Raw genomic sequence first — 24,354 nt, forward strand, 5'->3', positions numbered from 1 at the left:
ATGACCGAACTCAAAGCCGTTCCCGATCCCTCGAGCCTGCAAGCCCTGTTGGCCGAGCTGCCCGCCAATCTGCTGGCGGGCCGCCGCATCCTCGTGACCGGCGGCGCGCGCGGGCTGGGGCTTGCCTTTGCGCAGTGCATCGCGGCGGCGGGCGCGAGCGTGGTGCTGGCCGACATCCTCGGCGAGCTGGCGGAGAGCGAAGCCAGGGCGCTGCGCGATGCCGGCCACAAGGCGTACGCGCTGGCCGTCGACCTGTCGGATCCGGCTTCGATCGAGGCCTGTGCAACGGAAGCCGTCCGCCTGCTCGGCGGGCTCGACGGCCTCGTCAACAACGCCGCCATCACCAATTCGGGTGGACGCGATGCGCACCAGCTCGACCTCGACACCTGGGACCGCGTGATGAACGTCAACGTGCGCGGCACTTGGCTCATGGGCCGGGCCTGCCGGCCCGCGCTCGCGGCCAGCGGACGCGGCGCGGTGGTCAACCTCGCGTCCGACACCGCGCTGTGGGGCGCCCCCAACCTGCTGGCTTATGCGTCGAGCAAGGGCGCCGTCATTGCCATGACGCGCTCGCTGGCGCGCGAGTGGGGCGGCGACAACGTCACCGTCAACGCCGTGGCGCCGGGCCTCACGCTGGTGGAAGCCACCGAGTACGTGCCGATGGCGCGCCACCAGAAGTACCTCGAAGGCCGCGCCATCCCGCGCGAGCAGCAGGCCGCCGACGTCTGCGGCGCCACGCTGTACCTGCTTTCCGGCCTCGCACGCTTCGTGACGGGCCAGCTGCTCGCCGTCAACGGCGGCTTTGCGATGCACTGAATCAAATTTTTCCGACGACGAATGGAGTGAACACGATGAGCGATTTGTCCGAACAGCAGAAGATCACCGACACCGCCGGCAGCACGCTGGCGCAGCCCGAAGGCAGCAGCCTGGCCGAGTGGATGAACAGCCGCATCGCGCGCTACGAAACCCGCAAGTACGACTGGGATGCGCTCAAGTTCCAGGCCGACCTCGATCCCAAGTTCCGCCGCGCGCAGATGCGCTACGTGGGCACGGGCGGCACCGGCGTTGCCAAGGACGTCAACACCGTGCCGGCCGAGCACTTCACCTTCTCCACCATGGTGATCCCGGCCGGCCATGAAGGCCCGCCGCACCTGCACACCGACGTGGAAGAGGTGTTCTTCCTGATCCGCGGCAAGCTCAAGGTGGTGATCGAAAAGGACGGCGAGCGCTTCGAAACCGTCATGACCGACCGCGACCTGATCTCGGTGCCGCCGGGCGTGTACCGCGAAGAGATCAACATCGGCGACGAAGACGCACTGATGTGCGTGATGCTCGGCGCGAAGAAGCCCGTGACGCCGACCTATCCGGCCGACCATCCGCTCGCGAAGATCAAGCGCTGAAGAAGAAGCAGGCCATGAACGACGCCACCGCCACCGACGTGCTGACCGCCTTGCCCGCTTCCGAGCTGGCGCTGCTGGAGGCCCGCTTTCCGGCGCACGCCGTGCCGGTCGAAGGCAGTGCCGTGGTGTCGGTGCGCGAATGCGGCACGGGCCCGGCCCTCATCTGCCTGCACGGCATCGGCTCCGGTGCGGCCTCGTGGCTCGGCCTCGCCTTGCAGCTCGCGCCGCAGGCCCGCGTGATCGCGTGGGATGCGCCGGGCTATGGCGCATCGACGCCGCTCGCGGCCGCGGCGCCTTGCGCGGCCGACTATGCGCAGCGGCTGCACGGGTTGCTCGATGCGCTCGACATCCAGTCCTGCGTGCTGGTCGGCCATTCGCTCGGTGCGCTCACTGCCGCGTCTGCCGCGCGCGAGGATTCGGCGCTGGCCTCGCGCATCCGGCGCCTCGTGCTCATCAGCCCCGCGGCCGGCTATGGCGCCCCGCAGCGCGAGGAAGCCCGCCGCAAGGTGCGCGCCGAGCGGCTTGCCACGCTCGACGAGCTCGGCATCGCCGGCATGGCCGCGAAGCGCGCGGGGCGCCTCGTGTCCGGCAGTGCCGGCGAACTCGCGCGCCAATGGGTGCAGTGGAACATGGCGCAGCTGAACGAGGGCGGCTATCGCCAGGCCGTCGAGCTGCTGTGCAACGCCGACCTGCTGGCCGACCTGCCGCCCGCCATGCCGGTGCGCGTAGCCTGCGGCACGCTCGATGCCGTCACCACGCCAGAGGCCTGCGCCGAAGTCGCGCGCCGCTGCGGCGTGCCGCTCGAACCGATCGCCAATGCAGGACACGCCAGCTACGTGGAGCAGCCGCAGGCCGTTGCCGCACTGCTGCGCGAAGTGCTCGCCGCCTGACAGGCCTGACAGAAGACACACCACAAGACATGCAAAGGGAAGAACGAACCACCATGGCCACCAACGACAACGAGACAATGGAAGAGGGCGGCGAGCGCTACAACGTACCGGCGCTCGAACGCGGCCTGCGCGTGCTGTGCGAGTTCAGCCGCGAGAGCCGCACGCTCTCCGCGCCCGAACTGGCGCGCCGCCTCGACCTGCCGCGCTCGACCGTGTTCCGGCTGCTCACCACGCTCGAGAACATGGGCTTCCTCGAGCGCGCCGAGGGCGGGCGCGACTACCGCCTGGGCCTGGCCGTGCTGCGCCTGGGCTTCGAGTACCTGGCCTCGCTCGAGCTCACGCAGCTGGGCGCACCGCTGCTCAACCGCCTGTGCGACGAGCTGCGCACGCCCTGCAACCTGGTGGTGCGCGACGGCCGCTCCATCGTCTACGTGGCCAAGGTGGCGCCGCCCACGCCGTTCGCAAGCTCGGTCACTGTGGGCACGCGCCTGCCGGCCCATGCCACCGTGCTCGGCCGCGTGCTGCTCGAAGACCTCACGCTGCCGCAGCTGCGCGCGCTCTATCCGGAAGACCGGCTCGAGACCTTCTCGCCGAGCACGCCCAAGACCGTGAGCGAGCTGTTCGACATGGTGCAGGCCGACCGCACGCGCGGCTACGTGCTGGGCGAAGGCTTCTTCGAATCGAACATCTCCAGCATCGCGGCGCCGGTGCGCGACCACAGCGGCCACATCGTGGCTGCGCTGGGCGCCACCATCACCTCGGGCCACATCGAGGAGAACCGCATGGACGAGATGGTGCAGCGCGTGCGCGCCACCGCCGAGGAAATTTCGGGCCTCCTGAACTACTCGCCTGCCCGCACGCAAAAGGTGGTGCCGCTTCGCAGCGCATGAACCACGCCATGACACAGCCTTCTTCTTCCTTCTTTTCCGCCGACGCACTGGCGGGCCGCGTGGCCGTGGTCACGGGCGGTTCCTCGGGCATCGGCCTGGCCACGGTCGAGCTGCTGCTCGAATGCGGCGCCGCGGTGGCGCTGTGCGGCCGCAATGCCGGGCGGCTCGACGGCGCGGTGGCCGGCCTGCGCGAAAGGCACCCCGACGCGCGGCTTTTCGCGCAACCCTGCGACGTGCTCGACGGCCCCTCGGTGCGCGCCTTTGCGGCCGCCAGCGAGGCCGCGCTCGGCCCGGCCTCGATGCTGGTCAACAACGCGGGGCAGGGGCGCGTCTCCACCTTCGCCGATACCGACGACGCGGCCTGGACCGAGGAGCTCAAGCTCAAGTTCTTCTCGGTCATCAACCCCACGCGCGCCTTCCTGCCGCAGCTCTCGGCGCAGCGTGCCGTGCTGGGCGATGCCGCCATCGTCTGCGCCAACTCGCTGCTTGCGCGCCAGCCCGAGCCGCACATGGTCGCCACCTCGGCCGCGCGCGCCGGCCTGCTGAACCTCGTGCGCTCGATGGCCACCGAGTTCGCGCCGCACGGCGTGCGCGTGAACGGCATCCTGATCGGCCTGGTCGAGTCGGGCCAATGGCGCCGCCGCTTCGAGGCGCGCGAAGACCGGTCGCAGGACTGGGCCGCATGGAGCGGCCAGCTCGCGCAGAACAAGCACATCCCGCTGGGCCGCCTGGGGCTTCCGAGCGAAGCCGCACGCGCCATTCTTTTTCTTGCTTCACCGCTCGCGTCATACACGACCGGCAGCCACATCGATATTTCCGGAGGCCTTTCGCGCCATGCATAACCCCAACAACAACACGGTCACGGTCGGCGCAGTCGTCGCGGCCTTTCTCGAACAGTGCGGCGTCAAGGCGGCATTCGGCGTGATCTCGATCCACAACATGCCGATCCTCGATGCCTTCGCGCAGCGCGGTGCGATCCGTTTCGTGCCCGCGCGCGGCGAGGCCGGCGCCGGCAACATGGCCGATGCCTACGCGCGCTCCACGGCCAGCCTGGGCGTGTGCCTCACGAGCACCGGCCCCGCGGCCGGCAACATCGCGGGCAGCATGGTCGAGGCGCTGACGGCCGGCGCGCCGCTCTTGCACATCACGGGCCAGATCGAGACGCCGTACCTCGACAAGGGCATGTCGTACATCCATGAAGCGCCCGACCAGCTCACCATGCTCAAGGCGGTGTCGAAGGCGGCCCTGCGGGTGCGCAGTGTCGAGACAGTGCTCGGCACGCTCAAGCGCGCGGTGCAGCTTGCATTGACGGCGCCCACCGGCCCGGTCAGCGTGGAGATCCCCATCGACATCCAGTCCGCGCTCACGACCATGCCGGCCGACCTGTCGCCGCTGCCGATCGAACGGCCCGTGCCTTCGGCGGCCTCGCTCGACGCGCTGGCGGCGCGCCTGGTGGCCGCCAGGCGTCCGATGCTGTGGGTCGGCGGCGGCGCGCGCCATGCGGGCGCTGCCATCCGCCGGCTGCAGAAGCTCGGCTTCGGCGTGGTCACGACCACGCAGGGCCGCGGCACCGTGCCCGAAGACGATGCGGGTTCGCTCGGTTCCTACAACATCCACAAGCCGGTCGAGGCGCTCTACCAGCGCTGCGACGCGATGCTGGTCGTCGGCTCGCGGCTGCGCGGCAACGAAACGCTCAAGTACGAGCTGAAGCTGCCGCGCCCGCTGCTGCGCATCGATGCCGACGCAGCTGCCGAAGGCCGCGGCTACGCCACCGACCTGTTCGTCTGCGGCGATTCCGCGCTGGCGCTCGAAGGCCTGGCGGACCGGCTCGAAGCCGCGAAGTACAGCGCCGACCCGCTGCTCCTCACCGAGCTGCGCGCCGCGCACGCGCAGGCCGTGGCCTCGCTGACCGACGGCCTCGGCCCCTACGCCGCGCTCGTGAAGGAACTGCAGGCCGCAGCCGGCCGCAGCTTCAACTGGGTGCGCGACGTGACGGTGTCGAACAGCACCTGGGGCAACCGCGAGCTGCGCATCTTCGAACCCAGCGCGGGCGTGCATGCCACGGGCGGCGGCATCGGCCAGGGCATGCCGATGGCCATCGGCGCGGCCATCGGCGCGGCCGAGACGGGCTCGGGCCGCAAGACCTTCTGCCTGGCCGGCGACGGCGGCTTCATCCTGAACCTCGGCGAGCTTGCCACCGCGGTGCAGGAGCAGGCCGACATGCTGATCGTGCTCATGAACGACAAGGGCTACGGTGTCATCAAGAACATCCAGGACGCGCAGTACGGCGGCCGCCGCTGCTATGCCGACCTGCACACGCCCGACTACGCGATGCTGTGCGCCTCGCTGGCCCTGCCGCATGCGCGCGTGCAGCGCACGGACGAGCTGAAGGCGAAGCTCGGCGAGGCGCTGGCAAAGAAGGGGCCGTTCCTGCTCGAGATCGACATGCTGTCGATCGGCGAATTCAAGAGCGCCTTCGCCGGCCCGCCGACCAACACCGTGACCCAGATTCCGGCGCTCGGCAAGGCTGCCGCTGCGTCGGTGGAGTGAAGGGCATGACCGTGCTGCGCGTTGCACTCATCGGCTGCGGTGCCATCGGCACCTCGGTGCTCGAACTGCTCAAGGGCGACACGGCCCTGGCGGTGGTGGCGATCGTCGTGCCTGAAGAAGGCGTGGCCGCCGCGCAGAAGCTGGTGCCCGGCGTGCCGGTCGCAAGCCGCGTGCCGGCAACGGGCATCGACCTCGTGGTCGAGACGGCCGGCCATGCCGCCATCGAGGAGCATGTGCTGCCGGCGCTCGCGCGCGGCACGCCCTGCATCGTCGCCTCGGTGGGCGCGTTGTCGGCTGCGGGCCTCGCTGAAAGGCTCGAGGCCGCCGCGGTTGCCGGCCGCACGCAGGTGCAGCTGATCGCGGGCGCCATCGGTGCCATCGACGCGCTGGCGGCCGCGCGCATCGGCGGGCTCGACAGCGTGCGCTACACGGGCCGCAAGCCGCCGCAGGCCTGGAAGGGCACGCCGGCCGAGCAGGGTCGCGACCTCGATGCGCTGACGCAGGAGACCGTGATCTTCGAAGGCAGCGCACGCGAAGCGGCGCAGCTCTATCCCAAGAACGCCAACGTCGCGGCCACCGTGTCGCTCGCGGGGCTGGGGCTCGACAGGACGCTCGTGCGGCTCGTCGCCGATCCGGCCATTGCCGAGAACGTGCACACGGTCGAAGCCGAGGGTGCCTTCGGCAGCTTCGCGCTGACCATGCGCAACAAGCCGCTCGCGGCCAACCCCAAGACCTCCGCGCTTACCGTGTACAGCGCGGTGCGCGCGCTGCGCAACCGGGCCGCGGCGCTCGCCATCTGAGCCATTCGCCATGATTTCTTCCGAACTTCTTCCGATCTGCATTGCCGGTGAATGGCGCCTGGGCGGCGGCGACGTGTACGAGAGCCTCTATCCCGCCACGGGCGAGCCGGTCGCGCGCCTGAGGGCCGCGAGCCTGGCCGACGTCGAGGAGGCCATCGCGCGCGCCGACCATGCCTTCCGCACCAGCGGCTGGGCCCAGCGCCTGCCGCATGAGCGCGCCGCGGTGCTGCACCGCGTGGCGCAGCTGATCCGCGAGGAGAGTGAAAGCCTTGCGCAGAAGCAGCGCCTGGACAACGGCAAGCCGATCAACGAAACGCGCAACCTCGTGGCCAGCGCCGCGGGCACCTTCCAGTTCTTCGCGGCTGCGCTTGAAACGCTCGAAGAAACCATCACCCCGTCGCGCGGCGCCTTCGTCACGATGAGCGTGCACGAGCCCATGGGCGTGGTCGCCGCCATCACGCCGTGGAACTCGCCGATCGCGAGCGAGGCGCAGAAGCTGGCGCCCGCGCTGGCGGCCGGCAACGCGGTGGTCGTCAAACCCGCCGAGGTCACGCCGCTGATGGCGCTGGAGCTTGCGCGCATCTGCGAGCAGGCCGGCGTGCCCAAGGGCATCGTCAGCGTGCTGCCGGGCAAGGGCTCGGTCATCGGCGATGCGATCACCCAGCACCCGCTGGTCAAGCGCGTGTCGTTCACCGGCGGCACCACCACCGGCAAGCACATCGCGCACATCGCGGCCGACAAGATGATGCCGGTGTCGCTGGAACTCGGCGGCAAGTCGCCCACCATGGTGCTCGACGATGCCGATCTCGACCATGCGGTGAGCGGCGTGCTCTACGGCATCTTCAGCTCGTCGGGCGAATCGTGCATCGCGGGCTCGCGGCTTTTCGTGGCGCGCGGCATCTACGACGAGTTCCTCACGCGGCTGGCCGAAGGCGCCAATGCCTTGCGCGTGGGCGATCCGGCCTCGGAGCGCACGCAGATGGGCCCGCTCATCACCGCCAGGCACCGCGAGGGCATCGAGCGCTACGTGGAGCTGGGCGTGTCCGAGGGCGGGCGCATCCGCACCGGGGGCGTGCGGCCGCATGGCGGTGACTACGACAGGGGCTACTTCTACCGGCCGACCATCATCGAAGGGCTGGACAACAGCGCGCGCACCAGCCAGGAAGAGATCTTCGGGCCGGTGCTGGTCGCGATGCCTTTCGACGACGAGGAGTCGCTGGTCGCGCAGGCCAACGACAGCGTCTATGCGCTGGCCGCCGGTATCTGGAGCCGCGACTTCAAGCGCGCCTGGAAGCTCGGCCGCGCGGTGCAGGCCGGCACGGTCTGGGTCAACACCTACAAGCAGTTCTCGGTCTCCACGCCCTTCGGCGGCTGGCGCGACAGCGGCCTGGGCCGCGAGAAGGGCCGCGAAGGCATCTTCCAGTACATGGAGCAAAAGAGCATGTACTGGGGCACCAACGAACAACCTCTGCCCTGGGCACTGACATGAGCGTACTTGGCATCGACCAGATCACCTACGGGGCGGACGACCTGCCCACCTGCCGCCGCTTCTTCGAGGACTGGGGCCTCGCGCTCAGGTCCGAAGCGGCGGACGAACTCGTCTTCGAATGCCTCAACGGCTGCAAGGTGGTCGTCGCGGCGTTGGACAAGGCGGGCCTGCCGAGCGCGATGGAAGAGGGCCCGACACTGCGCGAAGTGGTGTGGGGCGTGCAAAGCGAAGCGGACCTCGACCGCTACGCCGCCGCCATCGCCCATGACCCGGCCTTTTTCGATGGCACCGTCGACGGCGCGCGCCGCATCGGCTGCATCGACCCCAACGGCCTCGCCGTGCGCCTGCAGGTCAGCCGCAAGCATGCGGTCGAGGTCGACTGCGGTGCGATGAACACCTGGAACGCCAAGCCGCGCGTCAACCAGCCCGCGCCGATCTACGAACGCGCCACGCCGATCGAGGTCGGCCACGTGGTGTTCTTCGTGAGCGACGTGAAGGGCACGAGCGCGTTCTACGCACAGCGCTTCGGCTTCGTCTCGTCCGACAGCTATCCGAACCGCGGCGCGTTCATGCGCTGCGCGCCGGAGGGTGGCCACCACGACCTGTTCCTGCTGCAGATCCCTTCGGGCAAGCGCGGGCTCAACCACGTCGCTTTCACCGTGCGCGACATCCACGAGGTGTTCGGCGGCGGCCTGCACTTTTCGCGCTGCGGCTGGGAAACGCAGCTGGGCCCGGGGCGGCATCCGGTGTCGTCGGCCTACTTCTGGTACTTCAAGAATCCGGCCGGCGGCCTGATCGAGTACTACGCGGACGAAGACCAGCTCACGGCCGACTGGCAGCCGCGCGAGTTCGAGCCGGGGCCCACGGTGTTTGCCGAATGGGCGGTCGATGGCGGGCTCGACGGCAACACGCGCCGGCAGAAGAACGCGGAAGGCCCGAAAGGCGCTTTCCTGACAGAGAAAAAGTGACCCCGATAACCACCATCATGCAACGACGTCTTTCCCTTTCCCTCGTGTTCGCCGCGCTGTCGGCCTTCGCCATCGCTTCGCCCGTGCAGGCCCAGGGCGATGCGCAGAAGCAGCTCTCGAGCGATCGCTTCACCATCGTCTCGCCGTTCCCGCCCGGCGGGCCGGTCGACACGCTGGCGCGCGTGCTCTCGGACGGGCTCGCCAAGCGCTACGGCCAGGCCGCGGTGGTCGAGAACCTGGTCGGCGCGGCCGGCAACATCGGCATCGACAAGGTCAAGCGGGCCAAGGGCGACGGCCACACGCTGCTTGTGGTGCCCGCAGGCAACCTCACGATCAACCCCACCTTGATGCCGAACTTCCCGTTCGACATCGAGAAGGACTTCGTGCCCGTCACCATGCTGGCCAAGGCGCCCAACGTGCTGGTTGCTTCGCCCTCGTCGGGCATCAAGAGCGCGAAGGAACTGGTGGCACGGGCCAAGGCCAAGCCCGATTCGCTCTCGTACGCCTCGCCCGGCGTGGGCAGCGGCCTGCACCTGGCGGGCGAGCTGTTCAAGCAGCAGGCCGGCATCGAGATGCTGCACGTGCCCTACAAGGGCACCGCCCCCGCGCTCAACGACGTGCTCGGCGGCGCGGTGCCGCTGATGTTCAGCAACCTGCCCGCGACCATGCCCTTCATCAAGAACGGCAAGCTGGTGGCGCTGGGCGTGACCGAGGCCGCGCGCAGCCCCGCCGCGCCCGACATTCCGACGCTGGCGGAGCAGGGCATCCAGGGCGTGGCCGTGACCTCGTGGTATGGCCTGCTGGCACCCAGGGGCACGCCGCCCGCGGTGGTCGAGCAGCTCGCGAAGGATGCCGCCGAGATGCTGGCCCAGCCCGACGTGCGCGAACGCCTCAAGGCGCAGGGCATGACCGACGCGGCGATGAAGCCGGCCGCGTTTGCCGCGCACATCCGCGAGGAGACGGCCGTGTGGGCCCGGATCATCAAGGCCCGCAACATCGTGGCCGAGTGAGCCGCAAACAACAAAAAGGGGAGACACCCATGAAGACAAGCGAATCCACCATCGGCATCGTCGGCGCGGGCATCGGCGGCCTCGTGGCGGCCATCGCGCTGCGGCGCGCGGGCCACGACGTGGCCGTGTTCGAGCAGGCGAAGCAGTTCGCCCGCGTCGGCGCGGACATCAACCTCACGCCGAATGCGGTGCGTGCGCTCGACGGCCTGGGCGTGGGCGAGGCCGCGCGGGTGACGGCGGCACGTCCCTCGCACCGCATCAGCCGCACCTACGACACCGGCGAGGAAACCTCGCGCCTGGAGATGGCCGACTCGGCGGAGCAGCGCTACGGCGCACCCCAGCTCACCATCCACCGCGCCGACCTGCTGGCGGCGCTGGCCGACATGTTCCCGATGGAGCACGTTGCTCTCGGCAAGCGCGCCGAGAAGATCGCCGCCGATCGGAATGGTGTGAGCCTGTCGTTTGCTGACGGTACGACAGCCCGCGTCGGCGCGCTGCTCGGCGCCGACGGCATCCATTCATGCGTGCGCGCCGCGATGTTCGGCGCCGAGAGCCCGCGCTTCACCGGCATCGTCGCCTACCGCGCCGTGGTGCCCGCCGAGCGCGTGGCTGGCGTGCCGAACCTCGGCGCCTTCACCAAGTGGTGGGGCCCGAATCCGCAGAGCCAGATCGTGACGTTCCCGCTCAACCGCGGCAGGGACATCTTCATCTTCGCGACCACGCCGCAGGACAGCTGGCACCTCGAATCCTGGACCGCGCCCGGCAGTGTCGACGAGCTGCGGGAGCAATACGCGGACTACCACCCGGAGGCACGGGCCCTGCTCGACGCCTGCGACACGGTGCTGAAGACCGCGCTGTACGAGCGCGACCCGATGCCGGCCTGGACCGCGGGCCGCATGGCCCTGCTCGGCGATGCCGCGCACCCGATGCTGCCATTCATGGCGCAGGGCGCGGGCATGGCGATCGAGGATGCCGTGGTGCTGTCGCGCCACCTCGAAGGCGTGGCAATGTCCGACGCGGCCGCTGCGCTGAAGGGCTACGAAAAAGCCCGCATCGAACGCGCCGGCCAGGTTCAGCTCGGCTCGCGCGGCAACAACTGGCTGCGCGAAGGCGGCAACGCCGACTGGGTCTACGGCTACGACGCCTGGGCTGTGCCGCTGGGTGCCCCCGCCGCTGCCACCGCCTGATTCACATCCACCTCACCCCACGGAGGCAACCATGCAACAAGACCGCTACCTGCAACCGCACCAGGCGCGCCAGCGCCCCGCGACCACCTATGAAGACCTGCTGGGCGACGTGATCGAGCGTGCCTTTGCCGACGGCATCCACGACCTGCCCGGCCTGGTGCAGCGCCTGAACGACAGCGGCCTGGCCACGCCCGGCGGCCAGCCCTGGACCGAGGCGCTGTACCGCAAGGAAATGGCCACGCTGGCCGCCTGAGGAGCATCACACCATGACCATCGCCATCACCCCCGTTGCCGCAGACCCGGTCGACCACCTGCTCGAGATCGGCCTGAAGGATCTCTGGTACCCGATCTGCCCCTCCCACTTCATCAAGGAGAACCCCGTCTCGCTGCGCCGCCTGGGCCGCAAGATCGCGCTGTGGCGCGACGGCGAAGGCGTGCTGCATGCGCTGGAAGACCGCTGCCCGCACCGCGGCGCGCCGCTGTCGCAGGGCGTGGTGCTGGGCGACCGGCTCTCGTGCCCGTATCACGGCGTGGAAGTGCGGCATGACGGCGTCGTTACGCGCGTGCCCGGCAGCCCGGGCTGCAAGCTCGAAGGCTCGCAGGCCACGCGGCACTTCCATGTGCAGGAGCGCGCGGGCGCCGTGTTTCTCTACAACTCGAAGGAGCCGGTCGACGTGCCGCCGCCGCTCGTGCTGCCCGAGCAGCTGACCGATGACGCCGAGTACAGCAGCTTTCTCTGCTACACCGAGTGGAAGGGCGACTACCGCTACGTGCTCGACAACGTGATGGACCCGATGCACGGCACCTACCTGCACAAGCAGTCGCATTCGATGGCCGAGGGCGATTCGTCGGCCAAGTTCGGCATCCGCCAGACCGACACCGGCTTCGTGTTCGAGAAGGAGGGCCAGCGCAACGTCAATTTCGACTGGACCGAATGGGCCGACACCGGCATTCACTGGATGCGGCTGGAAATTCCGTATCCGAAGACCGGCGGCCCCGGCGGCAACTTCATCATCATCGGCGCCTTCTCGCCGATCGTGAAGGGCATGACGGCCACCTTCTTCTGGCGCGTGCGCAAGCTGCCGCCGGGCTGGGAGCGCGACACCTGGCGCTTCCTCTACAAGAACCGCCTCGAGGCGCGCCACTGGCACGTGCTCGAGCAGGACCGCGTGATGCTCGAAGAGATGGAGCCCGACGCCAACCAGCACGAGAACCTGTACCAGCACGACCTGGGCATCGTGCGGCTGCGCCGCCACATGCGCAATCTCGCGCAAGCCCAGCTCGCGGAAGCGGCCGCGGCCACGGCCTAATCCATAGAAAGCCTTGCCATGTCTTCCCCCACGCTGAACGCCCTGGTGCACACGATGCGCTACGAGGCCGACGGCATCATCAGCGTCGAGTTCCGGCCGGCTTCGCCGGACACGGACTTTCCCGCTTTCGAGGCCGGCTCCCACATCGACCTGCACCTGCCCAATGGCCTGGTGCGCAGCTACTCGCTGTGCAACCCGCCGACCGACCGCCAGCGCTACGTGGTCGGCGTGCTCAACGACCGCAAGAGCCGCGGCGGCTCGCGCTATGTGCACCAGCAGCTGCGCGTGGGCATGACGCTGCCGATCTCGGCGCCGCGCAACAACTTCAAGCTCGAAGAGGGCGCGGACCATTCGGTGCTGGTGGCCGGCGGCATCGGCGTGACGCCCATCTGGTGCATGCTGCAGCGGCTCGTGGCCGCGGCCAAGCCGGTGGAACTCGTCTACTGTGCGCGCACCCGCAAGGAGGCGGCTTTCTGCGACGCGATCGAGGCCCTGGCGCGTGAGCACGCCGTACCGCTCACCTGGCACTTCGACGACGAAAAGGGCGCGCCGCCCGACCTCGCCGCGCTGCTGGGCGGCAAGGGCGCCGCCAGCCACTACTACTGCTGCGGCCCCACGCCGATGCTCGATGCCTTCGAGAAGAGCTGCGAGAAGCTGGGCTACGCCCATGCGCACATCGAGCGCTTTGCTGCGGTGCACGTGGAGGCGCCGAGCGCCTCGCAGGGCTGCGTGGTCGAGTGCGCGAAGAGCGGCAGGAGTGTCGAGGTGCCGCCCGGCAAGTCGATCCTCGACAGCCTGATCGATGCCGGCCTGAACCCTGACCACAGCTGCAAGGAGGGCGTCTGCGGCGCCTGCGAGACAGCCGTGCTCGAAGGCGAGATCGACCACCACGACGGCATCCTCACCAAGATCGAACGTGCGTCCAACAAGACCATGATGATCTGCGTCTCTCGCTGCAAGGGCGAGCGGCTGGTGCTCGACATCTGAGGCCGCAGGCCAGAGAAAAACCAACCCGAAAATCCAATGAAAAAGTACTTGATCGCGCTGGCTGCGGCCAGCGCGGCTGGCGCAGCGCTGGCCCAATCTTCCCTCACGCTCTTCGGCGTGGTCGACGCGGCCGTCACCTACACACGCGGCAGCGGCGACGGATCGGCCCACAAGGCGCAGCTGACCAACAGCGGCAACATGTTCAGCCGCCTCGGCTTTCGCGGCACGGAGGACCTGGGCGGCGGGTACTCGGCCAACTTCTGGCTCGAGATGGGCCTGCAGAACGACAGCGGCACGGGCTTTCCCTCGAACTCGAACAACCAGGCCAGCGGCAACGGCCCGGCGGGCGTGCTGAGCTTCAACCGCCGCTCGACGGTGAGCCTGGCGGGCCCGTTCGGCGAAGTGCGCCTGGGCCGCGACTATGTGCCGGCGTTCTGGAACACGGCCATCTTCGATCCCTTCGGCACGGGCGGCGGCATCGGCGCCAACCAGATCTATTTCTCGGGCCTGGGCGGCCTGGTCGCGCCGACCGGCACGCGCGCCTCGAACAGCATCGGCTACTTCCTGCCCGCGAGCCTCGGCGGTTTCTACGGGCAGGTGATGTATGCGATGGGCGAGAACGATTCGAACGCGCTGCTGCCGGGCGCGCGGGTGTCGAACAGGCACGACGGCGAACACACCGGCGCGCGCTTCGGCTACCAGGACGGCGGACTCAACATTGCCATCGCGACCGGCCGCACGCGCTATGCGCTCGGCGACCTGCGTGTGACCAACCTGGGTGCGGCCTATACCTTCGGGCCCTCGCTCATGAACCTCAAGCTCACCAGCGAGCTGTACAAGGAATCGAAGGGCAGCACCGACGCCAAGGGCGCGCTGATCGGCTTCCACCTGCCCGTCGGGCCGGGCGAGATCAAGGCCTCGTATGCACGCTACAAGCTGGCGCCCGCCAATGCGGCACTGCAGCCGACCTCGTCGAAGCTGGCCATCGGCTACGTGCACAACCTGTCCAGGCGCACGGCGCTGTATGCGACGGTGGCGCGCATCAGCAACAGGAACGGCGCGGCGCAGGCGCTCTCGGGTGCGATCACGGCGCCGAACCGCGCGTCGAGCGGTACCGAGTTCGGCATGCGGCACATGTTCTAGGCGCGCAACGCGCCAGCACCACCCACGCAGGAGAGGCACAGGCCATGCAGAGCAGACACTTTCGTTGGTACGGCGTCGTCACGCTGTTCGTGATCGTCGCGATCTCCTACGTGGACCGCATCAACATCGCGGTGCTGATCACCGATGCCGCGTTCCTGGAGCACGTGGGCGTGGCGGCGTCCGACCGCGTGAGCCAGGGCTTCCTGGCCACGGCCTTCATGCTGGGCTACGGCGTGTCGGCCTTCGTGCTCACGCCGTTCTGCTCAGCCTTGTTCGGCGTGCGCCGCAGCCTGGTCTACGGCCTGGTCCTCTGGGGCGTGGTGACCTGGGCCTCGCCCATGTTCGACAGCTACGGCCTCCTGCTGGCCTCGCGCGTGCTGCTGGGCGTATCGGAGGGGCCGCTGTTCTCGCTCGCGTCGTCCTATATCAAGGCTCACTTCAAGAGCGACGAGAACGGCAAGCCCAACGCGCTCGTGAACATGGGCACGGGGCTGGGGCTGGCGGTGGGCTATCCGCTGGTGGGCTACCTGCTCACGCGCTTCGCGTGGGACAGCTCGTTCCATGTGCTGGGCGTACTCAACATCGCACTCGGCATTCCGCTGGTGCTGGCCTTCGTGCGCATGCCGGCGGGGCATGAAGGCGGCGCCAGGCCGTCGTCGCTTGGCGAGGCAATGGCGCGCGTGGGCGGCATCGTGCGGGGTGCGCTGCACACGCGCAACCTGTTCCTCATCACGCTGCTCACTTCGGCGGCGCTGGCCTATCTCTGGGGCAGCAGCAACTGGCTGCCGACCTACCTGCGCGAGGCGCGCGGCTTCTCGCTGCGCGAGATGGGCTGGATCGCGTCGGCGCCCCAGTACGCCACGGTGCTTGCGGTGTTCGTGGGCGGCGTGCTGATCGACAGGCTCGGGCGCGACCGCGTGCCGTTCATCTTCATGGGCGCGAGCGCGGGCGTGGCGCTGTCGGTGCTCATGGCCATCAATGCACGCGATCCGTACGCGGCCGCGAGCTGCCTGGTGGCGGCCAATTTCTTCTGGGGCCTGCAGAGCCCGGCCATTCCGAGCACGGTGCAGCATTGCTCGCGGCCCGAGCACACGGCCAGCGCCTTCGGCGTGACGAACGGCGCAGGCAGCCTGGTGGCGGCCTTCATGCCGGCGCTGATGGGCGGCGTGATCAGTGCGGTGTCGCATGGCGGCGCGGGCGCGGCCGTCACCGCGGTTTCGTCGGCGGCGGGCTTCTTCGCGGGCTTTGCGCTGCTCATCGGCACGCAGGCGGTGGTGTTCGCCTGCGGACTGCTGCTGTGGTGGCGCGAACGCGCGCAGCGCGTGGCTGCAGTCTCTGGTTCACAGCTTTCGTAGCGGCGGCGCGCGCTGGAACCTTCGTACTGTGGCCGCTGTGTCACAGCGAACGGCCCCTGTGCTTGCGGATCATGCGAGCCGATGCCGCGGGCGCAGAACCATCTTCGTATCGCAAGGCCTGCGGCGCGGGCCATGACGCCATTCGGCTTATGGCGCGCGAACATTTTGAGAGAGAAAAGTTCCGCGGGTCGTTGAGCTGCCAGATTCGATCAGCTACAACTGTGCGCACTTCAACGGACGAGGGAATGCGCGTGAAAACAAAGACAAGAGCCGCTTGCAGGCCTGCCGCTGCCGTTCCGGCACCGGCCATTCTTTCTTCGGCGCGGCAGGGCGCCGCATCGATGCACGGGCACTGAGCCCGCTTCCACGCGCCACCATCCGCGCCCGCACATCTTCCATCGCCGTGCCTTGACGGAAATGGCTCCGGTCACTCCGCGCATCCTGGGGCCGCCGAACCCCGAGCGGTGCGATCCGGCTTGAGCGTGCGTTCCTGACGAACCCGGTGTTCGACGGGAGGGCGCCGTGCCGCCCGCCGTTTTCCACGGTTGGCTTTTCATCTCATCCCGCGTGCCATGTGCAGCGCCTGCTATCCGCTGGCGTCCGCAGTGCTGCGCATGTTCCTTACCCAGAGTACCCAGAGGCGATCATGAAAAAACTGAATACACCCGTCGTTCATCACCTGGCCCTCTCCGCCGTGATGCTTGCCGCCTTGACAGCATGCGGCGGCGGAGACAGCGGCGGCGGCGGCGCATCCTTTGGCGGCGCCGGCATGGGCGCATTGTCGTCGCTCACGGCCAGCGCGGAGGATCCCGCCAAGGCACCCGAGGACGGCGCGCCTTCATCGCAGGAGTCGAGCCTGGCGGCGATCGACCGCTCGGTGAAACCCATGGAGCTGCCCGACACCGTCTGGCCCGTCAACTACAAGCTGTGGTTCAGACCCGATGCGGCGCTGAAGACCTTCGCGGGGCGCGGCGACGTGGAGATCGAAGTGCTCAAGCCGGTCGATGCGATCGTGGTTGCCGCGCACAACCTCAAGTTCGCGAACGGCCGCACCACCTTGCGCAAGCTGTCGAATCCTTCGGAAGTGATCGCGCTGGTGCCCACGCCGCAGACCCTGGGCGACTTCGTGCAGCTGCGGCGCAACGACGGGCAGATCGCCAAGGGCAAGTACCTGCTGCACATGGAATGGGACGGCAAGATCCAGTTCTCCGACGCGGAATACTGCCCGCCCGAGGAGATGGCCCGCAATCCGTTCTGCTCGGCCGCGACCGGCGTCTTCAAGGTGGGCCTTTCCACGCCCGAGGGCGTGAGCAGCGACGCGATCGTGACGCAGGGCGAAACCAACTATGCGCGGCAGTGGTTCCCGGGCTGGGACGAGCCGGCCTTCCGCCACAGCTTCGAGATCTCCGCCGAGGTGCCGGGCGACTGGCAGACGGTGTCGAACGCCGCGCAGAAGTCGGCCGTCAAGCTGCCCGACGGCTACCAGCAGGTGTCGTTCGAGAAGACGCCTTCGATGCCGATGTACCTCGCCTTCTTCGGCGGCGGCAAGTTCGACGTTCTGTCGGACACCTTCAAGAGCCCGCTCGACGGCAGCGAGATGCCGCTGCGCTGGTTCACGCCGCCGGGGCGCTCCAGCTGGGCCACCTTCGCGATGGAGTGGACCAAGGTGGCGATGGACTACTACTACAACTACACCGGCATTGCGCTGCCGTTCAAGAAGTTCGACACCGTGGCGGCCAACGACAGCTACGACAACAAGCCCAATACCGGCTTCGGCGGCATGGAGAACTGGGGCTCGATCTTCGAGTTTGCCGACCGCGTGCTGACCAGGCCGGGCGAAACGCCCACGCTGTATTCGGTGACGGTGGTGACGCACGAGATCGCGCACCAGTGGTTCGGCGACCTCGTCACGCTCGACTGGTGGGACAACGTGTGGCTCAACGAATCGTTCGCGCGCTGGTTCGACCGCCGCACCACGATCAAATTCCATCCCGACTACTACAGCTTCTCCGACTATGTTCTCGACAAGCACGCCGTGATCGTGGCCGACCTGAAGGACACGGCGGTTCCGGTGCAGCGCAACCTCAACGATGCGGGATCGTTCGGTTTCATCAGCCCGTCGATCTTCGTCTACAACAAGGGCAGCCACGTGCTGGAGACGGTGCAGAACTACATCGGCGAGGAGGCGATGCAGAAAGGCCTGCAGATCTACCTGAAGGACTATGCCTTCGGCAACGCCACGCCGTCGCGGCTTTGGACCTCGCTCGAGAAGGCGAGCGGCGGCAAGAAGGTGGCGGACATCGGCGACAGCTTCATCCGCCAGACCGGCGTGCCGCTGCTGACGGTGGATGCGCAGTGCGCGGGTGACCGCACCTACGTGTCGATCAGCCAGGAGCCGTTCCCGAATCAGAACGCCTATCCGGCCTCGACCTGGACCATTCCCGTGACGCTGGCCTACGGCGACGCGATGGAGCAGCGCAAGACCTTCGTCATGGCCACCAGCACCACGCAGCTGGAGCTTTCGGGCTGCACCGCGGTGCTGGCCGGGCCCACGGGGCAGGACTACTACGTGAGCAACTACAGCACGCAGTCGTGGAGCGACCTGCTGGCCAAGGCGCAGAACTTCGCGGACAACAAGCCGCTCCTGCTCAACATCGAGCGGGACGCGTTCCGCCTGCTGTCGGCGGGGCGCATCACGCAGGGGCAGTACGACCAGATCAAGGGCGTTCTCAACCTGCCGACGACGCTGCTGGCCAAGACTGAGGCCAGCCAGCAGAAGATGATGGCGCAGGACGCGGGCGGCAAGGAAGACTATCCGCACGCGCTGCGCTACCAGGGCAGCCTGAAGCTGCGCGAGAACCAGAAGCGCTGAGGCCGCACGACCATGAAAAACACCCTCAACTGTGTTGCGGCCGGCCTGTCGTCGCTGCTGTTGCTGGCCGGCTGCAGCCCGCGCGCCGAGCCCGAGGCGCAGCTGGTCGGCGTCTATGCCGTGAAGACGAACGGCGCGCTGCGCGAGCTGGTCAAGATCGAGCGGCAGGGCGGCCGCTACATCATGCGCGACAAGGTGCGCACCCCCGAGTGGAGCGAGCCGAAGATGCAGATGCAGCCGGTGACGCGCGAGCGCTGGAACCGGATCACCACCGACACCGGGAACACCGCGTTCATCGGTGTGTCGAGCGACCAGCTCGCGATCTTCAAGGTGCCGCCGGGTTGGCAGAAGAACAGCTTCAGGACGGAGACCGGCTACTTCCTGTTCTATTCGCAGGGGCCGGTGGAAGCCTACAAGCTGTGATGCTCCGCTAGCGCCAGGCGCTACAGCGCCGCGCCAATCGAAGCCGGTGCGACGATCGCGCCTTCGATGCGGTGGCGCTTGAGCGCATCGGCAACAAAGCCGCTCGCCTTCATCTCTTCGACGAAGGAAGACAGCAGCGCCTGGGCCTCCGCACCGCGGCTCGCGGGCGTGCCCATGGCCTGCTGGATCACCATGAAGCGGCCGGGCAGCACGCGCACGCCCGGCTCGCGCCGCGCCTCGGCTTCGAGCAGCTGGCGAATGCCGGCGGCCACCTCGACCGCGCCTGAACGCAGTGCCGCCAACGCGGCGGCCGCGCCCTGGAGCCGGACGATCCCGGCCTGCCCGATCTCGCGCGTGAGGAACAGGTCGTAGGCACTGCCCGCACCGACCGAGATGCGATGGCCCTTGGCATCGACCTGCGCGTTGTCGGTGAGCTCCGACGATTCGCGCACGAGGTAGCTGCCCTCGATCAGCACATAGGGCGCGGTGAACAGCAGCCCTTCGCTGCGCGCCGGGTCGATGGCGAAGAAGCCGATGTCGGCCTTCTCGTTCTTCACCGCCTCGACCGATGCCGCCGCCTTCTCGAACACCACGAGGTCGATGCCCACGCCGATCCGGCGCGCGAACTCGCGCGCGAGATCGATGGACACGCCCACCGGTTCGCCGGTGGCCGCATCCTTGTTCGCGAGGATCGGGTTGCCGAGGTTGATCGATGCGCGCAGCGTGCCACCGGGCGCGAAGGCGGAGACAAGGGCGGGGGCAACGGCTTGGTTCATGGCATGCATCGTCCGGGAAAGATCATGGGCGCCAGTTTACTGAGCCCCGAACCGCCGCATCGCCGCCGCCTCAGCGCGCCGCCAGCGGCTCCAGCCCGGTCTTCGCGATGGTCGGCGCCGCTTCGGGCGAGTTGAGATAGCGGATCAGCTGGCGTGCCGCATCGGGCTGCTTCGAGGCCGTGGCAATGCCGGCCGAGAACACAGTCACCTGCTGCACCTCCGCGGGCAGCGGCCCGATGTAGTCGATGCCCGCGATCGGCAGCAGCTCGCTCACCTGCTGCAGCCCGAGCGCCGCGTCGCCGCGCGCCACCACCGTGCCCACGCGCTCGCTGAGGATGCGCTTGCTCTTGGGCAAGACCCGCTCCTCGATGCCGAGCTTCTTGAGCAGTTCGGTCTCGTAGTAGGTGCCGCTCGCGCTGGCCGAATAGGCGATCGAAGGCGCTGCCAGCAGCGTGCGCTTGAGCGCATCGACCGTCGAGATGTCGGGCTTGGGCGCGCCCTTGCGCACCGCGAAGCCGATCGACGAGCGCACCAGGTCGACCTGGCTGCCGGGCACCACCTTGCCTTGCGCCACCAGCGAATCGAGTGCGGGCCGCGCGAGGATCACCACGTCGGCCGGCTCGTTGCGCGAGAGCCGGCTCGGAATGGAATCCTCCGCATTGCCCATGGAAGCGCCATACGCGGTCTTGACCGTGCGGCCGCTGCTGCGTTCGAAGCCGGGGCGCAGTTCGTTGTACGCGGCCGTGAAGCCGCCCGAGGTCATCACGTGGATGTCGCCGGCCGCGGGTGGTGCGCTGCCGAAGCTGCCGCACGCGGCAAGAACGGAGGCCGCCGCCAGCAGGCTGGCGCGGCGGGTCAGGCGGTTGAACGAGAAGGTCTGGGGCTTCATGGTGTCTCCTGGTGAATCTGCCTCGATCGTAGGCAGTGAGGCTGTCAATCGGCCTTCAGCGTTTTCGGGGTAAACACCAGGGCGGCGACCCGGCTGGCAGAATCCGGGCGGGCGGTACTGCTGCCTTTCACACCCATGACCTACCTTCGCAGCGTGCTCTTCGAAAGCGGCTCCGCCAGCTGCCAGCTGGTCACGCTGGAGACGGCCGAGCCCGGCTGGAGCCCACCCTATCGCGTGCAGGGGCCGCGCCTGCTGCTGCCGCTGAGCCAGCGCTTCGAATGCCGGCTGGGCGCGGACGCCTTCGTCTGCGATCCCGCGGCCGCGCTGTGGCTGTCGCCCGACGGGCCCTACCAGTTGAAACACCCGATGGCGGGCCAGCGCAGCATGGTGGTCACGCTGGCCGAAGACCTGGCGCCGGCGGGCCGGGTGTACCTGCCGCTGGGCGGCCAGCTGCTGCTGCGCCGATGCCTGCAGGCCCATGCGATGCAGGCCATCGATGCGCTCGAGGTGCAGGAGCATCTTGCCGGCCTGGTCCAGAGCGTGCGGCCGGCCGATCGGCCGGCGCCGCCGAAGATCCACCGTGCGGTCGAGCGCGCCCGCGACCACATCTCCGCGGCACCGGAGCGCAGCGACACGCTCGACGAGATCGCCAAGGCGGTCCACTGCTCGGCATTCCACCTGGCGCGCCGTTTCCGCATGCACACGGGAACGAGCCTGCATGGCCTGCGCAACCAGCTGCGCATGACGCTTGCGCTCGATCGCCTGCGTGAAGGCGAGCGAAGCATCAGCGCGCTTGCGGCGGACCTGGGCTTTGCAAGCCACGCGCACTTCACGGTGGCCTTCCGCCGCGCGTTCGGCATGGCGCCGAGCCAGATGCGCACGAATCTGGAAGCGCGCCGCCTGCATTGACCGGACACTGCGGGCTTCGCATTCAACGGAGCCAGCAGATGACGGTCAACGCGCGCCTTTCAGCCGGCCTGGCCGCCGGCGCAGCTTCGGCGCTGATCGCGGGCATCTGGCAGGTGGCCACGCGCCACTCGACCACCACCACGATCGCGCCGGCCGACTTGGCGATCCTGCGCTACGGCATACCGGCGATCGTGCTCATGCCTGTGTGGCTGCGCGTGGGGCTGCTGCCGCGCGGGGTGCCGCTGCGTTGGCTGACCGGGATGGTGCTTGGCGCGGGGCTGCCGTTCGGACTGGTGGCGATGAGCGGCAGCAGGTTCGCCCCGTCGGCGCACATGGGTGTCTTCATGGCGGGCGCATGTCCGCTCTTTGCTGCGGGCCTGGCCTGGATGTTCTGGCGCGAACGCCCGGACCGCGCGTGCGCATCGGGGTTGCTGTTCCTTGCGGCGGGCATCGGCATCCTGGGAGCGGGCAGCTTCCGCGGCGTCGATGCGGGCGCCTGGCGCGGCGATCTGCTCTTTCTTCTTGCGGCCGCGCTGTGGGCCGGCTTCTCGCTGTCGTTCAGGCGCGCCGGCCTCGGCGCATGGCAGGGCGCGGCCGTCGTCAGTGCGTGGTCAGCGATCCTGCTGGTGCCATGGCTGCTGTGGCGCGGCGGAACGGGCCTCGTCGATGCGCCGCTGCGCGACGTGCTGTGGCAGGCACTGATGCAGGGCGCGGTTGCGGGCCTGCTGGGGCTGTGGATCTTCGGCGCCGCGGTCGTGCGTCTTGGTGCGTCGCAGGCGGCGGCATTCGGAGGGCTGGCACCCGTTTTCTCCGCATTGGGCGGATGGTGGTGGCTGGCCGAGCCCGCCACGGGCATCGATCGGATCGCCATTGCCAGCGCCGTGATCGGCGTGACGCTGGCCAGCGGTACCTGCACGCGCGGTGCGCGCGTGGATTCAACCGCGGGGTAGATCGAACTCGCGCAGCATCACGGGCTCGATCGAGCCCTGCGCCGCCCGCCGGCGCACGGCCGCTTCGAGCTGGTCCGCGTACTGCGCGTAGATTTCCATCGGGTCGTCGCCTTGCGCGCCGGGCCGGAAGCGGTAGCGCAGGACATCCCTGCTGATGCTCGCGCCCATGTGCTGGCCATCGATGAGCACCCAGAAGCGGACCGTGCCGGAGGCCTCGTGGAAGAAGGGAGGATCGAGGGGATCGGTCCCGGATGGAGGCTGTTCAGGCATGGAATGTGTTCCGGTTCGAGAGGCCCCAGGATACGCTTCATCGAGTACCCCTTTTTCCCGGCGCCTGTCCAGCCGTTGTTCGCCGTGCCTCTTGCTGCCCTGCACGGGGTGCATACTCCGCCCTGCATGCGCCTGAGCCAATTCATCAAGGACAACATCGAACCCATTCTTGTCGAGTGGGAATCCTTCGCACGAACGATGATCCCGCCGGCGGAGACCATGTCCGTTGTCGAACTGCGCGACCATGCGCATGAAATCCTGCTGGCCATTGCCGGCGAAATGGAATCGGCTCAGTCGGAAAAGGAGCGCGAGGCAAAGTCCAAGGGGCTCGCGGTGCCGTTCCTGAAAGAGACTTTTGCCGCCGAACATGGCGGCCTGCGCCAGCGCGTGGGGTTCGACCTCTCCCAGCTGGGCGCCGAATATCGCGCGCTGCGGGCCACGGTTCTTCGCTTGTGGATGGGGCACATCGGCACGGTCGATGCGGCGGTCCTGGAAGAAGTGGTGCGCTTCAACGAAGGCATCGACCAGGGCCTGGCCGAAGCCATGGCCACCTACTCGGACCATGTGGCCAACTCCAGGGACACCTTCCTGGCCGTGCTGGGCCACGACCTGCGAAACCCGTTGAGTGCGCTCAGCTCCTGCATCCATCTGCTCGAGCTGGGGGGCGAGGCCAAGCCCAGGGCGCGCACGCTCCAGATCGCCAGGCGAAGCATCGCGTCGATCAACGACATGGTCACCGACCTGCTCGAGTACACGCGCACCCGGCTCGGCCGCGGCATCGAGGTGGTTCCCCAGCAAGGCAGCCTGAGCGCCCTGTGCCAGGAGGCTTTCGACGAGGTCTGCGCGGCCTATCCCAAGCGGGTGCTCGTCGCCGAGATTCCGACCGACGTGGTCCTGATGTTCGACGCACCCAGGATGCGCCAGGTCCTCACCAACCTGCTGAGCAACGCCGTGCAGCACGGAGACCCCGCCCATCCCGTCGCGCTGGTGATCCGGGACGAGGGCGCGCATGTGACCCTGATCGTCAGGAACCAGGGAAGGCCGATTGCTCCCGATTCGATGCAGGTGATCTTCAATCCGCTGGTGCAGGTTGCAACGCGCGAATCGGCACCGCATGAGCGTCCCGCCACGAGCCTGGGCCTCGGCCTCTACATTGCGCGTGAGATCGTGACAGGACACGGCGGCACCATCACGGTGGCCTCCTCCGCGGAGGAAGGAACGGCCTTCACCGTCCATGTGCCCCGCGGCGGCAAGCAGGTGGCCCCGGACGGCGCGTGAGGCCGACG

Annotated in this window: 24 protein-coding genes; 21 read left to right on the forward strand and 3 right to left on the reverse strand. The window is 68.6% G+C overall.

Features of this window, described 5'->3' with window-relative positions:
• From FB547_RS18925 to FB547_RS19010, 18 genes are all read left to right on the forward strand, one after another.
• Nucleotides 1-816, forward strand: a complete 816-nt coding sequence (locus FB547_RS18925; RefSeq protein WP_145744877.1) for an SDR family oxidoreductase — start codon at nt 1-3, stop codon at nt 814-816.
• Between the two features lie 35 nt (nt 817-851).
• Entirely contained in the window at nt 852-1,400 is a 549-nt protein-coding gene (locus FB547_RS18930) for a cupin domain-containing protein (protein ID WP_145744879.1), read from the forward strand.
• Between the two features lie 14 nt (nt 1,401-1,414).
• The gene (locus FB547_RS18935; protein ID WP_145744881.1) at nt 1,415-2,290 is read left to right on the forward strand and encodes an alpha/beta fold hydrolase; all 876 of its coding nucleotides are present in this window, start codon (nt 1,415-1,417) and stop codon (nt 2,288-2,290) included.
• A gap of 53 nt (nt 2,291-2,343) precedes the next feature.
• Nucleotides 2,344-3,180 carry an IclR family transcriptional regulator gene (locus FB547_RS18940; RefSeq protein ID WP_145744883.1) on the forward strand — a complete coding sequence of 279 codons (837 nt, stop codon included), beginning with the start codon at nt 2,344-2,346 and terminating at the stop codon, nt 3,178-3,180.
• Between the two features lie 8 nt (nt 3,181-3,188).
• Nucleotides 3,189-4,022 (forward strand): SDR family oxidoreductase, encoded by an 834-nt coding sequence (locus FB547_RS18945; protein ID WP_145745211.1) that lies wholly within the window; start codon nt 3,189-3,191, stop codon nt 4,020-4,022.
• Nucleotides 4,015-5,730 (forward strand): thiamine pyrophosphate-binding protein, encoded by a 1,716-nt coding sequence (locus FB547_RS18950; protein WP_145744885.1) that lies wholly within the window; start codon nt 4,015-4,017, stop codon nt 5,728-5,730. Before FB547_RS18945 ends, FB547_RS18950 begins: the two co-directional genes overlap by 8 nt.
• Before the next feature lie 5 nt (nt 5,731-5,735).
• On the forward strand, nt 5,736-6,530 hold the full coding sequence (locus FB547_RS18955) for an aspartate dehydrogenase (RefSeq protein ID WP_145744887.1): 795 nt from the start codon (nt 5,736-5,738) through the stop codon (nt 6,528-6,530).
• Nucleotides 6,531-6,540: 10 nt separating this feature from the next.
• Nucleotides 6,541-8,019 carry an aldehyde dehydrogenase gene (locus FB547_RS18960; RefSeq protein WP_145744889.1) on the forward strand — a complete coding sequence of 493 codons (1,479 nt, stop codon included), beginning with the start codon at nt 6,541-6,543 and terminating at the stop codon, nt 8,017-8,019.
• Nucleotides 8,016-8,987 (forward strand): VOC family protein, encoded by a 972-nt coding sequence (locus FB547_RS18965; protein ID WP_145744890.1) that lies wholly within the window; start codon nt 8,016-8,018, stop codon nt 8,985-8,987. Before FB547_RS18960 ends, FB547_RS18965 begins: the two co-directional genes overlap by 4 nt.
• Before the next feature lie 17 nt (nt 8,988-9,004).
• Nucleotides 9,005-9,997: a Bug family tripartite tricarboxylate transporter substrate binding protein gene (locus FB547_RS18970; RefSeq protein ID WP_145744892.1), complete on the forward strand. Its 993-nt coding sequence runs from the start codon at nt 9,005-9,007 to the stop codon at nt 9,995-9,997.
• Nucleotides 9,998-10,026: 29 nt separating this feature from the next.
• On the forward strand, nt 10,027-11,184 hold the full coding sequence (locus FB547_RS18975) for an FAD-dependent monooxygenase (RefSeq protein WP_145744894.1): 1,158 nt from the start codon (nt 10,027-10,029) through the stop codon (nt 11,182-11,184).
• A gap of 31 nt (nt 11,185-11,215) precedes the next feature.
• A complete protein-coding gene (locus FB547_RS18980) occupies nt 11,216-11,437 on the forward strand; it encodes a recombinase-like helix-turn-helix domain-containing protein (protein WP_012748259.1) in 222 nt (73 codons plus the stop codon).
• Between the two features lie 13 nt (nt 11,438-11,450).
• Complete coding sequence (locus FB547_RS18985) at nt 11,451-12,494, forward strand: aromatic ring-hydroxylating oxygenase subunit alpha (RefSeq protein WP_145744896.1); 1,044 nt, start codon at nt 11,451-11,453, stop codon at nt 12,492-12,494.
• Nucleotides 12,495-12,512: 18 nt separating this feature from the next.
• On the forward strand, nt 12,513-13,481 hold the full coding sequence (locus FB547_RS18990) for a PDR/VanB family oxidoreductase (protein ID WP_145744898.1): 969 nt from the start codon (nt 12,513-12,515) through the stop codon (nt 13,479-13,481).
• Nucleotides 13,482-13,517: 36 nt separating this feature from the next.
• Nucleotides 13,518-14,624: a porin gene (locus FB547_RS18995; protein WP_145744900.1), complete on the forward strand. Its 1,107-nt coding sequence runs from the start codon at nt 13,518-13,520 to the stop codon at nt 14,622-14,624.
• 44 nt (nt 14,625-14,668) lie between these two features.
• Nucleotides 14,669-15,979, forward strand: a complete 1,311-nt coding sequence (locus FB547_RS19000; RefSeq protein WP_145744902.1) for an MFS transporter — start codon at nt 14,669-14,671, stop codon at nt 15,977-15,979.
• 646 nt (nt 15,980-16,625) lie between these two features.
• On the forward strand, nt 16,626-18,851 hold the full coding sequence (locus tag FB547_RS19005) for a M1 family metallopeptidase (protein WP_145744904.1): 2,226 nt from the start codon (nt 16,626-16,628) through the stop codon (nt 18,849-18,851).
• A gap of 12 nt (nt 18,852-18,863) precedes the next feature.
• Entirely contained in the window at nt 18,864-19,274 is a 411-nt protein-coding gene (locus tag FB547_RS19010) for a hypothetical protein (RefSeq protein WP_145744906.1), read from the forward strand.
• A gap of 20 nt (nt 19,275-19,294) precedes the next feature.
• Here the strand turns inward: FB547_RS19010 and FB547_RS19015 are convergent, their stop codons facing one another.
• Nucleotides 19,295-20,050: a transporter substrate-binding domain-containing protein gene (locus tag FB547_RS19015; RefSeq protein ID WP_145744908.1), complete on the reverse strand. Its 756-nt coding sequence runs from the start codon at nt 20,048-20,050 to the stop codon at nt 19,295-19,297.
• Between the two features lie 70 nt (nt 20,051-20,120).
• Nucleotides 20,121-20,939 carry a substrate-binding domain-containing protein gene (locus FB547_RS19020; RefSeq protein ID WP_145744909.1) on the reverse strand — a complete coding sequence of 273 codons (819 nt, stop codon included), beginning with the start codon at nt 20,937-20,939 and terminating at the stop codon, nt 20,121-20,123.
• A 135-nt stretch (nt 20,940-21,074) separates the two neighbouring features.
• On the opposite strand from FB547_RS19020, the gene FB547_RS19025 reads away from it, so the two are divergent.
• Nucleotides 21,075-21,848 (forward strand): AraC family transcriptional regulator, encoded by a 774-nt coding sequence (locus FB547_RS19025; RefSeq protein ID WP_145744911.1) that lies wholly within the window; start codon nt 21,075-21,077, stop codon nt 21,846-21,848.
• 38 nt (nt 21,849-21,886) lie between these two features.
• On the forward strand, nt 21,887-22,798 hold the full coding sequence (locus FB547_RS19030) for a DMT family transporter (protein ID WP_145744913.1): 912 nt from the start codon (nt 21,887-21,889) through the stop codon (nt 22,796-22,798).
• Here FB547_RS19030 and FB547_RS19035 read toward each other — a convergent pair.
• Complete coding sequence (locus tag FB547_RS19035; RefSeq protein WP_145744915.1) at nt 22,784-23,068, reverse strand: DUF1488 family protein; 285 nt, start codon at nt 23,066-23,068, stop codon at nt 22,784-22,786. The two genes, FB547_RS19030 and FB547_RS19035, sit on opposite strands and share 15 nt — an antisense overlap.
• A 126-nt stretch (nt 23,069-23,194) precedes the next feature.
• Here FB547_RS19035 and FB547_RS19040 point away from each other — a divergent pair, with 126 nt between their 5' ends.
• Nucleotides 23,195-24,346, forward strand: coding sequence for a sensor histidine kinase (locus FB547_RS19040; protein WP_145744917.1), 1,152 nt, complete (start codon nt 23,195-23,197; stop codon nt 24,344-24,346).
• Nucleotides 24,347-24,354: the final 8 nt, after the last annotated feature.

Origin of the sequence: Variovorax beijingensis, from assembly GCF_007828835.1 — a bacterium.
Classification (GTDB): Bacteria; Pseudomonadota; Gammaproteobacteria; order Burkholderiales; family Burkholderiaceae_C; genus Variovorax; species Variovorax beijingensis_A.

What these genes read in the sequence shown, in the direction of transcription:
- FB547_RS18935 (WP_145744881.1), top strand. Translation starts at nt 1,415, where the DNA reads ATGAACGACGCCACCGCCACCGACGTGCTGACCGCCTTGCCCGCTTCC.
- FB547_RS19040 (WP_145744917.1), top strand. Translation starts at nt 23,195, where the DNA reads ATGCGCCTGAGCCAATTCATCAAGGACAACATCGAACCCATTCTTGTC.
- FB547_RS19000 (WP_145744902.1), top strand. Translation starts at nt 14,669, where the DNA reads ATGCAGAGCAGACACTTTCGTTGGTACGGCGTCGTCACGCTGTTCGTG.
- FB547_RS19025 (WP_145744911.1), top strand. Translation starts at nt 21,075, where the DNA reads ATGACCTACCTTCGCAGCGTGCTCTTCGAAAGCGGCTCCGCCAGCTGC.
- FB547_RS18995 (WP_145744900.1), top strand. Translation starts at nt 13,518, where the DNA reads ATGAAAAAGTACTTGATCGCGCTGGCTGCGGCCAGCGCGGCTGGCGCA.
- FB547_RS18925 (WP_145744877.1), top strand. Translation starts at nt 1, where the DNA reads ATGACCGAACTCAAAGCCGTTCCCGATCCCTCGAGCCTGCAAGCCCTG.
- FB547_RS18960 (WP_145744889.1), top strand. Translation starts at nt 6,541, where the DNA reads ATGATTTCTTCCGAACTTCTTCCGATCTGCATTGCCGGTGAATGGCGC.
- FB547_RS18950 (WP_145744885.1), top strand. Translation starts at nt 4,015, where the DNA reads ATGCATAACCCCAACAACAACACGGTCACGGTCGGCGCAGTCGTCGCG.
- FB547_RS19010 (WP_145744906.1), top strand. Translation starts at nt 18,864, where the DNA reads ATGAAAAACACCCTCAACTGTGTTGCGGCCGGCCTGTCGTCGCTGCTG.
- FB547_RS18975 (WP_145744894.1), top strand. Translation starts at nt 10,027, where the DNA reads ATGAAGACAAGCGAATCCACCATCGGCATCGTCGGCGCGGGCATCGGC.
- FB547_RS18955 (WP_145744887.1), top strand. Translation starts at nt 5,736, where the DNA reads ATGACCGTGCTGCGCGTTGCACTCATCGGCTGCGGTGCCATCGGCACC.
- FB547_RS18940 (WP_145744883.1), top strand. Translation starts at nt 2,344, where the DNA reads ATGGCCACCAACGACAACGAGACAATGGAAGAGGGCGGCGAGCGCTAC.
- FB547_RS18990 (WP_145744898.1), top strand. Translation starts at nt 12,513, where the DNA reads ATGTCTTCCCCCACGCTGAACGCCCTGGTGCACACGATGCGCTACGAG.
- FB547_RS18965 (WP_145744890.1), top strand. Translation starts at nt 8,016, where the DNA reads ATGAGCGTACTTGGCATCGACCAGATCACCTACGGGGCGGACGACCTG.
- FB547_RS19005 (WP_145744904.1), top strand. Translation starts at nt 16,626, where the DNA reads ATGAAAAAACTGAATACACCCGTCGTTCATCACCTGGCCCTCTCCGCC.
- FB547_RS18945 (WP_145745211.1), top strand. Translation starts at nt 3,189, where the DNA reads ATGACACAGCCTTCTTCTTCCTTCTTTTCCGCCGACGCACTGGCGGGC.
- FB547_RS19020 (WP_145744909.1), bottom strand. Translation starts at nt 20,939, where the DNA reads ATGAAGCCCCAGACCTTCTCGTTCAACCGCCTGACCCGCCGCGCCAGC.
- FB547_RS19030 (WP_145744913.1), top strand. Translation starts at nt 21,887, where the DNA reads ATGACGGTCAACGCGCGCCTTTCAGCCGGCCTGGCCGCCGGCGCAGCT.
- FB547_RS18985 (WP_145744896.1), top strand. Translation starts at nt 11,451, where the DNA reads ATGACCATCGCCATCACCCCCGTTGCCGCAGACCCGGTCGACCACCTG.
- FB547_RS18930 (WP_145744879.1), top strand. Translation starts at nt 852, where the DNA reads ATGAGCGATTTGTCCGAACAGCAGAAGATCACCGACACCGCCGGCAGC.
- FB547_RS18980 (WP_012748259.1), top strand. Translation starts at nt 11,216, where the DNA reads ATGCAACAAGACCGCTACCTGCAACCGCACCAGGCGCGCCAGCGCCCC.
- FB547_RS19015 (WP_145744908.1), bottom strand. Translation starts at nt 20,050, where the DNA reads ATGAACCAAGCCGTTGCCCCCGCCCTTGTCTCCGCCTTCGCGCCCGGT.
- FB547_RS19035 (WP_145744915.1), bottom strand. Translation starts at nt 23,068, where the DNA reads ATGCCTGAACAGCCTCCATCCGGGACCGATCCCCTCGATCCTCCCTTC.
- FB547_RS18970 (WP_145744892.1), top strand. Translation starts at nt 9,005, where the DNA reads ATGCAACGACGTCTTTCCCTTTCCCTCGTGTTCGCCGCGCTGTCGGCC.